We start from the raw sequence: 14,602 nt of genomic DNA, 5'->3' as shown, positions 1-14,602 counted from the left end.
AATCCTTTATAAAAAAGGATTTTTTTACTTCTTCATGCTTTTTAACCACTTCTCAAAAATTTGTACCATTCCATGTTTTCCGGCTAATTTCTCTTCCCCTTGTTTCGTTTTATATGGATATAATTGCAAAAACACACCACATCCAGACTCAATTTTTTTACTATGCATATGACTTCCTGGATATACACAAATAACTTCATAAATGGCCCTTCGATAATAGACTCTCTTTCCATCCTGTTCTTCTACATATTTTATAGACCAGTACTTATACATTTGCTCAGTTGCCTTCGTATTTCCAACGTGCTGAAAAATGTTGTACATTGGGCTATACTTCACTTCAATAATAATAGAAGATTGATATACGTATTTCCCTTCTTCCTTTACATAACAGTCTAAGCGAATGTCTGGCTTCTTCGTATCTTCTCCATTATAAAAATTACTCCCTTTACTTAATGCAATAAGGGGATGAGTTTCAATTAAATCATTAAATGCGACATGTACTCTAATATCATCTCGGTGTAAAACTACTGTCGTTCCATCCTGTAATCCATCTACATAAAAATGTTCTTGAATTTGTTCACGAATGGAATTTCTAGCCTCAAAACCAATTTGCTCTAACATGGAAATAACGATAAAAAAAGCGTAATATTCATACACTAAAAATGTTGGTTTATAAACAAATAATAAAGATGGAGATTGTTCTGTATATTGTGGAAGTACATCTAAATGCTGCAGTAGTTGTTGATGTGGTATCGGTAAATTATGTGAGTACATGTTACCTGTTTCGGAAACTTCTCTCCAAAATGGAGAATGCATTAAAGTTTGAAAGTATTGTACACTTTCATGTACAAAGTGCGCTAATATTTTATATTCTTGTATCTTCATAGAGCTTTTTCGCAAATCCGCCTCTTTTAGTAAATGAATATTTTTATACTTTTGTTTCTCTCTATCGGTCACTGATCCATTACGCTCAATTGTTTGTATAATCGTTTTTACAGCTTGAAATTCTTCTGATTTCTTTCTTTTTGCTCTTTCTAATATTTCAATTGTTTGGCTCAAAAAACTTTCAGCTTCAAGTAAATAGAAATAAAATTGCATCGCTTTAAATTTAAGAAATGCATTTTCCTTACTATTTTTTTGTTCTATAAACTTACGATTATAATATTTTGCATACGGTTTTCTTTCCGTCACTATGGCTCCTTTTCTCGTTGCTTTCCGCTCTTTTTCTTCCCATTTATATTCATGTATAAATTTTGAACTCGATTCTATTTTCTTAAAAATTTGCTTTATCTTTTTCATTTTTTGCGGCAACTTTCTAAGTAACACTAAATAAGAAGAATCTTCAATATCACTAAGTGCAGAGAAAGTCTTTTTATAATAACCTCTATCTAAAATCAACTCATTCAAAATTGACTTTACATAGTTTTGAATCATTTCAAATTGATCATCAAAAAAATTTTTGGGAACGATTTGAAATGCGCCATAATACGTTCTATCTTCTATATTCACTTCAAAATGATATAATCCACAACGCCACGGATAAAAGAATTCCGTTTTTCCATGTTCATATATTAATACTTTTTGTTTTTTTTCATTTATTTCATATTTTGATTCTTTTATATTTTTCTGTCCCTCATATACTTTATTCCATATAAAAGTAATATTCATTGGACTTTCATAATGGTAATGCAATCTAATTGGTTTTAATTCTTGTACTTTATAAATACATTGAACTAATGCTGTAGTAGATGTACAAAGACGATTTAATAAAATATATTCCCCCTTTGCCTCAGTTCCAATGATTAACTTTAATACAAAAGGGAGTGTTTCTTTCGTATCAACGATTTCTGTTTCATATCGCCCTTCATTTTGCATAGCCATACAGCTCCAGTTCTCTACGCTTTTCTCTTATATATGCTAAAGAGTGTTCAAATGTAGATACTCTGTTTGCAAGTGGCGATTGCAAAAGAGGTAGTAATGTCGCCCCCCTTTTTACGTCTTCAGAAAGTAAAGACCCAACCATCATTTCAGTACCTCTTATTTTCGTCAATACACGTTGCTTGATTTGTAAATCAAATCCCTCTTCTCTACTGATCATATAGGAATGATTATTTTGGAACGGTATATTTTGCAAGTAAGTAGCGATTGCGTTTGCACATCGAAATGAAATTCCCTTTGACATATCATGTGATGACAATACAACATGTAACTTATCTAATAGTTCTAACTCTTCTTCAGAAAACACCTCAATCATCGCTTTATTCCTGACCCAGCTTATACGAAATTCTCCTGCAGTTACTTTCAGAGGTGGTTGTAATACAATTTTCTCTTGTTCCATACACATCTCACAAAACGGAATCTTTTGTAACGTTATTAAATTCGTCCGATCTAATAATCGATCTGAGAGTTCTTTCGTTGTTTCATCAAAATTTACTGTACCTACAAATATAATATTTTCACCAATTTCAATTGTTGATGGAATTGGATTTTCTTTTTCTTGTACACCTTCATACAAATTTAGAATACGGTTTTGCTTTTCAAGTTGAAGAACAGATAGAAATGGAGTAAACCAATGCTCAATATGTGACATATTCATTTCATCAAAAACGATTATATATAGTTGATTTTGATTTTCTTTTGCCTTCATTAACGCCCTAACTAATTTTGTTTCACTTTCAATAAAAGTACCATTTGGGTGAAGGTAACCAAGTAAATCATGTGGTTCTTGATACGATGGTGAAATCGGAATCCAAACCAATTCTTCCCCATACTGTAATCCAAGTGCTTCTGCATAAGCTTGCACAAATCGAGATTTCCCAGCGCCTGGTATACCACCTAGAATCGTCAACATATTTGTTTTCGCACTTATATGGAAATTATAAATGTCCGTTTCATCCAAATATAGCCCTTTGTTACGTACAAAACTTTTTACATACTGTAAAAAGACGGATTCACGCTCATCCCATTCCCATTCATCCTTGTGCACTTTTATTTCCTCTACTTCTACATGCTTACCTTCTTCAGTCATTCGTTTTTTTAATTGCTCATACATGTGATTGCTTACAAAATACAATTGATCTTCTACCGCTATTTCCACATACTTCATCCAGTCATTTAAGTCTATATACTTACATTCCCGCTGCTGTTCAAAATATGCGATTGAACTAATTGATGATGACTTTAAAGATATATTTCCATATAACCTTCCATCGTGCCACAATAATTCGGGAGGCTCAAAGTCTTTCGGATATTTTGGCATTAGAAATGACAAATAGCCATTTCCAAGTTTTCTTTCTAAAGACTCTCCTTTTTTATATTCGGAAACTTTAGGTACTGGAATCATTTTATAGCCATTGGCCATTTCTCGTGGTTCTTCTGCACAAATTAACTCCACGTATATATGTCCTCTTTCATAATAGAGACGAAACATAACCAATTGCTTTTCTAATTTTCTTTTCTTTAATTCCGAAAAGACTTTTTCATTCTTTTTATTGCTACATAAACCTTCAAATACGTATGGTTCATTTTTCAATTGCTCTTGTAACGTGAATGGTATTGGCGATAGGCATTGTACAAAGAAGTTCTCTCCATTCTTCTCTCTCTCTGCTTTTGTAAACTTTCCGATAAACCTCATATAGTACATTCTTTTTATAAAACTTGGCTGAAGAGCTTTATGTAATCTCACCTTCGTCACCTTCTTTTTTTCATACTATTCTTAGTGTATGAAAGAAACGAAAAACTAGAAACAAAAAACCTGACGTTATCCGCCAGGTTCAAAATTAAAACGTATATTAATGAGATGGAAATGTTTTTTTCTCTTGTAAAATGGCATTATGAGCAATTTTCATTTTAGCAAGTACATATCGTAATCGATCTTCAGCGTTTTCATCTGTATTTTGCTGTAATTCCGCCAAATTCTCTACAGCACTCGCTAAATTTTCAATCACTCCTCGTAGTTCAGGATGATGATTAAAAAAGGATTCTTGCACTAATACTTTCCTTACTTCACTCGCTAAATCAACAATTCTGGTTAACTGTTCTTTTTCTTCCATTTTCATCCCTCCTGAATATCTTATGTATTAAATATTCTCTAGACAAAGAAAAAAGCCCTTTATTTAAAAGGACTTTTACATTTTTATATTTCCAGTTAATAACATATAAAGTGATGTGATAGCTGCGATAACAATTGCCCACATTACATATCTCTCAATACCTTTAAAACAACGATTTCCTTTTTCTTTTCTTGCATACATGTAAACAATAATCCCAATTCCATACACGATTGAAACAAGTAATAAATTTTTCAAACCTGCTGCATATAGAAGCCATACAGAATAAGTAGAAGCAATTAAAGCTAACGAACCGTTTTTTACTTTTGCATCTTTTAGTTCGTTTGTAATAACTAATTTAAATTGGAATAACGCTGATAATAAATATGGTACTAAAATTGATGTTGAAGCAATAAAATACATAATTTGATATGTTGATTCTGAAAACAGAACGATTATAAATATAATTTGGGCAACGCCATTTGAGATCCATAATGCCATATGTGGCGTTTGTTTTTTATTTGTTTTCGTAAACACTTTCGGAAACACGCCATCTTTTCCTGCTACGTGGGAAATTTCAGAAACAAGTAAAAACCAGCCTATTAATGTACCTACAAGTGAAGCAACTAACCCGATGTTAATCGCAACGGCGCCCCATGTCCCAACAACATGTTCTAATACATGTCCCATTGACGGGGTTTCTAACACGGAAAGCTCTCCTCTTGTCATCGCTCCCATAGACAAGACAGAAATTAAAATATAAATAGACATTACTAAAATAAGTCCAAGTACTGTCGCTTTACCAACATCTCGGCTATTTTTCGCTCTACCAGATAATACAACCGCTCCTTCAACCCCAATGAAAACCCAAAGAGTTACAAGCATTGTATTTTTCACCTGACCAAGTATAGAGGAAACTGATATAGTTCCTTCTCCCCAAAAATCATGTGTAAATGTATCCCAGCGAAACGCTGTTACCATTACAACAATAAATAATACGATTGGAACTAATTTCCCTATCGTTGCAATAACATTCATAATAGATGCTTCGCGAATTCCAAATAAAATTAGAAAATGAAGCGTCCATAATAAAAGTGATGCACCAACGATAGACGCAACATTATTTCCACCTTTAAAAATGGGGAAGAAATAACCTAATGTACTAAACAGTAACATGATTGTTGCAACGTTTCCTAAAATTCCTGCTAGCCAATATCCCCAAGCACTGTTAAATCCGATATACTCTCCGAAACCAGCACGTGCATAACTATAAATTCCGCCCTCAAGCTCCGGTTTTTGTCTTGCTAACGTTTGATATACGAGCGCGAGTGGAATCATTCCCATCGCTGTAATACACCAACCAATTATTATAGAGCCGCTATTTGCTCCTACTGCTAAATCATGCGGTAAACTAAAAACACCGCCACCAACCATCGTTCCGACTACTAATGCAATTAATGGAAAAAAACCTAACTTCTTTTCTATTTGTACCACCCCATCTGTCATTCTAGGTGTTATGTTCGTTCAACTATTAAAGTCACCTTTTTCTCTAATAGACGTTTCTCTTATATTTTTTCAGGAAAACATTACTTATTCTAAAAGAAAATGAAGAAAAATGGAATACTTTTTTGAAAAAATGTATAAGTATGCACAAAAAAACCGTTCATTTTGTAATGAACGGTCATTTCATACATATAAATTTGTATATTTCTTGTAAAATTAACGAAGTAAATTCTCTTTTTGTAAAAATTGTTTCGCTACTTCTTCACTACTTTTTCCATTCACATTTACTTCATAATTCATTTTTCGCATTTCTTCATCTGTAATCTTCCCAGATAATGTATTTAATACTTTTTCAAGTTCAGGATATTTCTGTAACGTCTCTTTTCTTAATAATGGTGCACCTTGGTACGGTGGGAATAACCCTTTATCATCTTTTAGCACTTTCAGTCCATACTGCTCAAGTTCACTATCAGTTGAATATGCATCGATTACGTTAACATCCCCTGATTGAATTGCACTATAACGTAGTTTCGGTTCCATCGTTTTCACATTTAAAAACTTATAGTTATATAATTTTTGCATTCCTTTATAACCGTCTTCACGATCAGCAAATTCTAATGTGAATCCTACTTTAGCATCCTGTGCCATTTTTCCTAAATCAGAAATTGTATTTATATTATTTTGATCTGCTATTTTTTTCGGCATAGCTAGTGCATATGTATTGTTATACTCCATCGGCTTCAACATAACCATATTATATTTCTTTTCCATTCCAATGCGAGCCTGCTCATATACTTCATCCCGATTTGTGCTTTTTGGCTCTTCTTTCACAAAAGTAGATAAAGCTGTTCCCGAAAACTCAGGGTATATATCTACTTCTCCTGATTTCAATGCTTCAAATACAAATGCTGTTTTTCCAAGACCTGGTTTTAATTCTACGTGTAAATCGGTATCCTGTTCAATAAGCTGCTTATACATTTGAATTAAAATTTCAGGTTCTGATCCAAGTTTTCCGGCAATAACAATATCTTTCTTTTGTGTGTTCCAAAGAAAGGGAGAAGCAATCATTATACAAGTAATACATATCGTCAATATAATACGCTTAGAAGAGCGTTTTGGACTCTCAAGCACTCGAAGTACTACATCAAAGAATAAAGCGAGTAACGCGGCTGGTACGGCCCCTAAAATGATAAGCGCATGATCATTTCGATCGATACCAAGTAATATGAGTTTTCCGAGCCCACCAGCACCTATAAGAGCTGCTAATGTAGCTGTTCCAACAATTAATACCATCGCCGTACGAATACCGGCCATAATAATTGGTAATGCAAGAGGAAGCTCTACCTTCCACAGTCTTCTCCAGCTATTCATCCCCATAGCTCTCGCTGCTTCGATTAAAGATTCATCTAACTCCCTTATTCCTGTATATGTGTTTCGTAAAATAGGTAATAGTGCATACACAACTAATGCAATAATGGCTGGGAGTTTTCCAATTCCTACTAACGGAATTAAAAGTCCGAGTAATGCAAGTGATGGCACTGTCTGCATAACCGCAGAAGTTCCTATTATAAATTCAGCCATTCGTTGTTTTCTCGTTAATAAAATGCCAAGTGGCACCGCAATAATTACTGCAAAAAATAGTGAAATAAGCGATATTTGTAAATGCTCACTTAATGCAGTTAGTAATTCTATTTTTCGCTCTTGGAACGTTTGTATAAAATCAGTCACTGTTTAGCCTCTTTCCTTCATTTGTTCAACAATGTAATTAACAATATGACGACTTGTTAAAACTCCAACATATTGACCATTTTCTTCAACTGGAACGACTTCGTCAGCTCGTACACGAACTAATGCTTCTTGTAAAGAAGAATGCAATGATAATGCATCCCCTTCTACCCGTATACTTTCATCAAGTGGCAATACATCATCTATACTTTTCCCCTCATACCAAGGTTGTCCACGATTTCCAATGAACTCTTCTACAAACTCATTTTTCGGATTATGTATAATACCTTCTGGTGTATCTAATTGAACTACTTTTCCTTCTTTCATAATACAAATACGATCTCCAAGTGATAATGCTTCTTGCATATCATGTGTTACGAATACAATTGTTTTTTGAATCTTCTTTTGCAATTGTACAATATCCTTCTGAAGCTGTTCCCTACTTAATGGATCTAACGCACTAAACGGTTCATCCATAAGAACGATTTTCGGGTTTGCGGCTAATGCCCTTACGACACCAACGCGCTGCTTTTGCCCTCCTGACAATTCATCAGGCATGCGATCGCGATATACGTCTGGATCTAGCCCGACCATCTGTAGCAACTCATCGACACGAGCTTTTATTTTTTCTTTGCTCCATTTTCTCATTTCAGGAACCACTGCAATATTTTCTGCAATTGTCATATGCGGGAACAAAGCAATTTGTTGCAACACATAGCCTATATCCCAGCGTAATTCGTTTATATTATATTGTTGAATATCTTTTCCATCGATTAAAATAGATCCTTCAGTCGTTTCAATTAAACGGTTAATCATTTTCATTGTCGTTGTTTTCCCGCAACCACTCGGACCAATGAGAACAAAAAATTCTCCCTTTTTAATTTCTAAATGCAATGAATCCACTGCTTTCATGCCATCTTCATACGCTTTTGACACATGATTAAATTGAATCACAAATACAACTCCTTTAATGTTGTTTCCTTTATTTTGATGGAATACGGCATTCATTTCAAATGATACGCTTTATAATTAAAAAAGAGCTCAAATTTGAGCTCTAACGGTCGAACAATATCGTTTTCATTATTGCAGCATATTCACGTACATACATTTTTTTCTTAGAACGCATTGGTGTTTCAGCAGCTAATGCCTCCATCTTCATGCCTAAACGCTTTGCAATTATTTTAGTTCTATATAAATGATACGTATTACTTACAACTACCGCATGCTTCACATCATATAAATCCATACTAAACTTGACATTCTCATACGTATTTGTAGATTGATCTTCTATTAAAATACGACTCTCATCTATACCATGTACCATTAAATAGTTTCTCATACTATGAGCTTCCGGTATATCTTCATCTTCCCCTTGACCACCTGAAACAATTACTTTCGCTTCAGGGTGGGAATATAAATATTCCAACGCTACATCCAAACGGTTTTGAAGTGATAAAGACGGTCTATCTCCAAATAACTTTGCGCCTAATATAAGAACGTACGGAGAGTGATTACTCAATTTTTCACGAGCAACATTTTTCATTCGAAACGTCATATAAAGAATGTATAGTGGTGGTAATAATAAGATTATAAGCAAGATCCATTTGTTCATAAATAAATTTGCACTCCCTTTCTTTTTATTATATAGAAAAAGATAGGAAGGCAGAAGTACTTTTTATACGATTGATTTATGACTCCACTCCTAGTTGTTTTTTCACCTCTTTATATACGCTCATATATGCTTTTAATTCTTTAACTAAATCATGAATTAATGGTTTTGCATCTTCTCCCAGTTCACCGTCTTGTACATGAAGTCCATCAAGCACAACTTGTTTTGGGATGGCATTTGCGTATACCCCTCTAGCAACAGTACGCATACTGTTTAATGCGTTAATTCCACCTTTACCGCCTCCTGCAACTGCAAGTAATGCGACGGGTTTATGAACAAATTCACTACTACTTAAGTAATCTAACGAATTTTTCAACGCACCACTCATTGCATTATGATATTCAGGTGTACATAGTACTACACCGTCTGCAGTTTTCACTAACGCCTTTAATTTTTTTACCGCTTCTAATTCACGTTGTGATTCTTCCCCATTATATAAAGGCAGTTCCTCTGCTGCTAAATCGTATAGCTCCCCTTCAAATTGATCGGCAATATATTTTGCCACCACACGCGTTCTACCGAATTTTCTTGGTGTACCATTAATAACGACTAGTTTCATAATTATTTCTCCCCTTTGTTTTCAAGTTATACTTATATATTATCAGAAATTTCTATACAAAACACAATATAAAGAGGGAACTAGCTTGATAAAATAGTATGATAGGCAAAAAAAGAACTCATACGAAAGTATGAGTTCTTCACAATTACGATTCTCCACCATTATGACTCAGTATACCTCTGCTTCCATTCGCTTCAAAATGGGTATACGCTTGTTCTGCTAATTTATTACGTTCTTCTGGTAAAGATATATATTTCAAAATATTTTCTATTATTTTTTCGTACGAAGTAAACACAATTCCTGGCCACTCCATCTCGTCCTCTGGATTACTATTTTCCGAAATAATAAACTTTTTATTTGCCACTGCATAAGATACCCGAGGTGTTTCAAGAATACCTGACAAGTAAAAATGAATATTTAATATAATTTTAGACCTAGCAATCAATTCATTTCTAGCAATTCCCCACGCATTATTTTTAAAAACTATATTTAAATTTGGAGCAACTGCTTTTAATTGATCTAAAATAGCTTGCCGCCTCGAATTAAGAGCACCTATAAACAGTATATCAATGTCTTCAGTGATCTCATCATCAAATGCATCTTTTTTTATTTCCAAAGTTGGAGCATAGTTCATTCCTACATGTTTTATTTCTTTTCCTATCCCTTTTTGTTTTAACCATTCTATATTTTGTTTACTATAATCCCAAATCTCCTTATCTTTTAATAATATTAAATAAAATGGATGTGCATAAGGGCTTCCTTCATATAGCTGTTCTAAATTATAAATAATTGCATTTTTCGGTAGTAGATTCGGGTTATGCGCATACGTATGTGCTCCAAACACAATTGTATTTTTCACATTTTCTAGTATTGTTTCTGATATAATTGCTGTATTTCCCTCTTGCTCCAATCGCCATTTCAAAGCTCGCGCGACATCTATAAAACTACCATACGTCTTTGGGCATATAAAAAGACAATAATCATATTCTTTATTCAAATATGCTTCCATTAGTCTTAAATTATTTTTATATAAATCCACATCCGGATATTTCAGTAAAAGCTCATTTGCATGTTTTTTTGCTACTTTATACATTCCAGCATAATAAGCAGCAATGCACCTTCTTAATTCGATTTTTTCCCGATGCTCTTCTGCTACGTCCATGTCTATAAGAAGATTTGCGATACAATACGCTTTTAAATGATCGCGATCATAATAATAATCTAGTAGTGGCATCAATTCTTCATACGTATTTCCATGCACAGATTCCCCTAATTCTAGCGCCCATCGTATTAATTCCATGATTACTCCACTACTCCTTTAACCGAAAATGTATTTAATAAAATTTCGCATTACTTTCTACCATATTTGCTATATGCAACGGTAACTCTTCTTTTTTCGATTCCAAATATTTTTGTGATACTGCACCTAAATGTTTTTTATGCGGTATATAAAAAGCACTTATAGAAATCTCATAGTCAAATAAGTAATCATACACATGATAATCTACAAATAGAAGATCATTTTTCGGAAAAGGAATTTCCTTCCCTTGCAGGGCATACATCAAAGCAATATTATTTTGAGATTTTAATCGATACATTCTTGCAAGTTGGTATAATGGTTCAGCCCGAGTTGGTCTATATTCCCACGCTCTTTGAAAATAAAGAATAGCTAATGCTGTATTTTGCTCTTCTTGATTCTTTGCATTTTCTATTTCATCAGCTTCTGTTACTTCATATTGTTTATTTGCTGAACGGTTTGCTAATTGTTCATAACAAAATCCTATTCGCAATAACGAATAGAACACCTCTTCAACCCATCCACCTGCTTCCACCCGTTTTTTATACCATTTAATCGAATCTTCAAATTGACTTAAATGAAAATAAGTTTGGGCTAAATAAAATAAATATCTTATATGCAAATCTGGCGTTGTTTCTGGATCATTTAATCCTTGTAACAACAACCTCTCATCTCTCTCAAATTTATCAGCTTTACTCCCACCATCTCCTGGATCGTTAACGACAAGTGTCTCTAGCCTAGCTACCCTCGTATTGTAATCCGCACCAACTTTGGAACGATCTATATCCCAATACTCATGAGTAACACCAACAGATTTCCATGGTAAAGAAGCTTTCAGAAGGCGTGTAAGCCAATACTTAATATGAATATCATATTGCAATGTAAGATAATGGTCTTCCGTTAAACTAGTCTTATCAAAATCAGGATCAACTTCTAATATCATATCCGCATCTAATATTAATAAATAATCTGCTTCTGGATATGTTTTTTGTGCCAATGACACTGCTAAACTTCTGTTATAACCAAAGTTTTTAAATGGTTCATGATGAACTGTTCCAGGGATTTCATTTTCTTTACACCAATTTTCAATAATTTCAGGTGTATGATCTGTTGATCCCGTATCACAAATAGAAACAAAATCTACAATTGATTTTGTAGCATTTAAACATCTTTCCATAATTCTAGACTCGTTTTTAACAATCATACAAAGACATAACTTTTTTTCTTCCCCTGCATTCTTCACTTGCTCATTTCCCATTTAACCACCTCATATTTTATTAACACGCTCTTTTCATATGTAACACCATTTCATAGCTACATTGATGACATAATCATCCTTTTACTATTTATGACAACTTCATTTTATTTATTCTTACTTTTATGTTAGGACATCTTTCATGCTTCACTATATATTTGATACAATCAGTACAAATAAACAGTGATTGACGGTGTTTTTAAAGTAGAGATGTCTTACACTATAAAAAAGAAACTTGCGCCTTTGCACAAGTTTCTTTTCGAAAATCATTTCCTATTTTTTCACAACTTCATGTCCACCGAACTGATTACGAAGAGCTGAAACTACTTTTCCGTGGAATGTATCATCTTCTTGAGAACGGTAGCGCATAAATAATGACATTGCGATTACTGGTGCTGCCGCTTGAAGTTCAAGTGCTGTTTCCACAGTCCATTTCCCTTCTCCTGAAGAGTTCATCACACCTTTAATACCATCTAGTTTTGGATCATCTGCAAATGCCTTTTCAGTTAAGTCCATTAACCAACCACGGATAACCGATCCGTTTGCCCATACTTTTGCAACATCTTCATAATTGAAATCAAAATCACTTTTATCTAACACTTCAAATCCTTCAGCAATTGCCTGCATCATTCCGTATTCAATACCGTTATGAACCATCTTTAAGAAATGACCACTTCCGACGCGGCCTGCATAAGAATACCCATTCTCTACTGCTAAATCTTTAAATAAAGGTTCTAATTGATCATAAATTTCTTTTTCTCCACCAACCATTAAGCAAGCGCCGTATCTAGCTCCTTCTACACCACCTGATGTACCGATATCAACGTAATGTAAACCAAAGCTTTTCGCTTCTTCAGCACGGCGTAACGTATCTTTATAGAATGAATTTCCGCCTTCAATAACGATATCGCCTTCTTCTAATAATGGATATACATCTTTTAATACTGACTCAACAACTTCTCCCGCAGGTACCATTACCCAAATTGTACGAGGGGCTTCTAATTCAGCAATCATTTCTTTTAATGTATGACGAGCAGTAATTCCTAAAGCCCCAGCCTTTTCAACAAGCTCTTTATTTACGTCATATACAACAACTTCATGTTTGTCTTCATATAAATGTTCCGCTAATGGGAATCCCATTTTTCCTAATCCAATTAAACCTAGTTTCATATTAATCAATCTCCCATTCTATACAAATATATTTAATAACGAAATGAGTCCAAGTGCTACAACAGATAATATTGTCTCCATTGCAGTCCATGTTAATAATGTTTCCTTCACAGTCATTCCGAAATACTCTTTAATCATCCAAAATCCAGAATCATTTACATGTGATAAAATTAATGATCCTGCACCTGTTGCAAGTGCTAATAGTTCAACGTTTACACCTGGTGTACTTGCTGCAATCGGTGCTACAATTCCAGCTGCTGTCATCATAGAAACCGTTGCCGATCCAGTTGCGATTCGGATAAGTGCCGCAATTCCCCAACCTAATAATATCGGTGAAATATGAGATTCTTTCGCCATTTCTGCGATTGTCGTTCCAATTCCAGAATCTAATAATACTTTATTAAACGCGCCGCCTGCACCGATAACTAACAGTATGTTCGCAATAGGCCCTAAGCAATCATTTGTAAATTGTAATACTTTATCTTTTGAGAAACCTTTTGCATAACCAAGACTAAAGAAAGAATATATCGTTGCAATTAATAATGCAACGATTGGATCTCCAATAAAGTGCAATACTTGTGCAAGTTGACTTGTTTTGTTTAGCGCGACTTCCGCAATCGATGCACCTAGCATTAGAAATACTGGAAGTAAAATTGTAAACAATGTATTTCCGAAACTAGGAAGCTCCTTCTTCTTATCTCTTTCAATAAATTGCTCCGCTATATCTAATGGTACTTCTTTATGTATACGAGCACCAATCCATTTCCCGTAAAGCGGACCTGAAATGATTGCAGTTGGAAGTCCGACGATTAAAGCATATAAAATTGTCTTCCCTACATCTGCTTTAAAAATACCTACTGCTGCCATCGCTGCTGGATGTGGCGGAACGAGTCCGTGTACAACAGATAAACCTGCTACTAGTGGTATACCGATTGTAATAAGTGATACCCCTGTTTCTACCGCAATTGTAAATACTAATGGAATTAACAGTACAAATCCAACTTGGAAAAACACTGGAATCCCTACTAAAAATGCAACGAACATCATTGCCCAGTGAACACGTTTCTTCCCAAAACGATCAATTAATGTGTTAGCAATTCGTTCAGCACCGCCAGATTCGGCCATCATTTTTCCAAGCATCGTTCCTAATGCTAATACTATCGCTAAAAACCCTAACGTATTACCAAGCCCTAGTTTAATAGAATCGATAATCCCTGGATCTTTTGGTGAAGTTCCAATCAATGGCATTCCCATTGCTAGCCCTACACCAATTGCTGTTAAAATTAACGCGACAAATGGATGCCATTTTACTACCGTAATAAGTAAAAGTAGTATGACAACTGCCGCTAGTACGATCCCAACTACCATTTCTCCC

At 34.3% G+C, this 14,602-nt stretch carries 12 protein-coding genes; all 12 read right to left on the bottom strand.

Features of this window, described 5'->3' with window-relative positions:
- Positions 1 to 24: 24 nt before the first annotated feature.
- Complete coding sequence (locus tag DN392_RS19230) at positions 25 to 1,875, bottom strand: hypothetical protein (protein ID WP_061672164.1); 1,851 nt, start codon at positions 1,873 to 1,875, stop codon at positions 25 to 27.
- Positions 1,865 to 3,685, bottom strand: coding sequence for an AAA family ATPase (locus DN392_RS19225; RefSeq protein ID WP_001236571.1), 1,821 nt, complete (start codon positions 3,683 to 3,685; stop codon positions 1,865 to 1,867). The genes DN392_RS19230 and DN392_RS19225 overlap by 11 nt, the downstream gene beginning before the upstream one ends.
- Before the next feature lie 106 nt (positions 3,686 to 3,791).
- The gene (locus DN392_RS19220; RefSeq protein WP_000391453.1) at positions 3,792 to 4,052 is read right to left on the bottom strand and encodes a hypothetical protein; all 261 of its coding nucleotides are present in this window, start codon (positions 4,050 to 4,052) and stop codon (positions 3,792 to 3,794) included.
- Positions 4,053 to 4,127: 75 nt separating this feature from the next.
- Positions 4,128 to 5,555, bottom strand: coding sequence for a basic amino acid/polyamine antiporter (locus DN392_RS19215; protein WP_000129474.1), 1,428 nt, complete (start codon positions 5,553 to 5,555; stop codon positions 4,128 to 4,130).
- Positions 5,556 to 5,768: 213 nt separating this feature from the next.
- Entirely contained in the window at positions 5,769 to 7,280 is a 1,512-nt protein-coding gene (locus tag DN392_RS19210; protein WP_000129146.1) for an ABC transporter permease/substrate-binding protein, read from the bottom strand.
- 3 nt (positions 7,281 to 7,283) lie between these two features.
- A complete protein-coding gene (locus DN392_RS19205; RefSeq protein ID WP_088321171.1) occupies positions 7,284 to 8,231 on the bottom strand; it encodes an ABC transporter ATP-binding protein in 948 nt (315 codons plus the stop codon).
- A 100-nt stretch (positions 8,232 to 8,331) separates the two neighbouring features.
- Complete coding sequence (locus tag DN392_RS19200) at positions 8,332 to 8,889, bottom strand: YdcF family protein (protein ID WP_001045797.1); 558 nt, start codon at positions 8,887 to 8,889, stop codon at positions 8,332 to 8,334.
- A 76-nt stretch (positions 8,890 to 8,965) separates the two neighbouring features.
- Positions 8,966 to 9,505, bottom strand: a complete 540-nt coding sequence (locus DN392_RS19195) for an NADPH-dependent FMN reductase (RefSeq protein WP_088321169.1) — start codon at positions 9,503 to 9,505, stop codon at positions 8,966 to 8,968.
- A 145-nt stretch (positions 9,506 to 9,650) separates the two neighbouring features.
- Positions 9,651 to 10,805: a CgeB family protein gene (locus DN392_RS19190; RefSeq protein WP_000420437.1), complete on the bottom strand. Its 1,155-nt coding sequence runs from the start codon at positions 10,803 to 10,805 to the stop codon at positions 9,651 to 9,653.
- A gap of 34 nt (positions 10,806 to 10,839) precedes the next feature.
- Entirely contained in the window at positions 10,840 to 12,060 is a 1,221-nt protein-coding gene (locus tag DN392_RS19185; protein WP_048566476.1) for a tetratricopeptide repeat-containing glycosyltransferase, read from the bottom strand.
- A 270-nt stretch (positions 12,061 to 12,330) separates the two neighbouring features.
- Positions 12,331 to 13,227: a phosphogluconate dehydrogenase (NAD(+)-dependent, decarboxylating) gene (gene gnd, locus DN392_RS19180; RefSeq protein ID WP_000765992.1), complete on the bottom strand. Its 897-nt coding sequence runs from the start codon at positions 13,225 to 13,227 to the stop codon at positions 12,331 to 12,333.
- A gap of 18 nt (positions 13,228 to 13,245) precedes the next feature.
- Entirely contained in the window at positions 13,246 to 14,595 is a 1,350-nt protein-coding gene (locus DN392_RS19175) for a GntP family permease (protein ID WP_000260198.1), read from the bottom strand.
- Positions 14,596 to 14,602 lie beyond the last annotated feature (7 nt).

It is taken from the genome of Bacillus sp. BB51/4 (genome assembly GCF_008368845.1).
Taxonomy (GTDB): domain Bacteria; phylum Bacillota; class Bacilli; order Bacillales; family Bacillaceae_G; genus Bacillus_A; species Bacillus_A wiedmannii.
The sequence above is the reverse complement of the archived record's forward strand: the minus strand, read 5'-3'. Positions and strand labels throughout refer to the sequence as shown.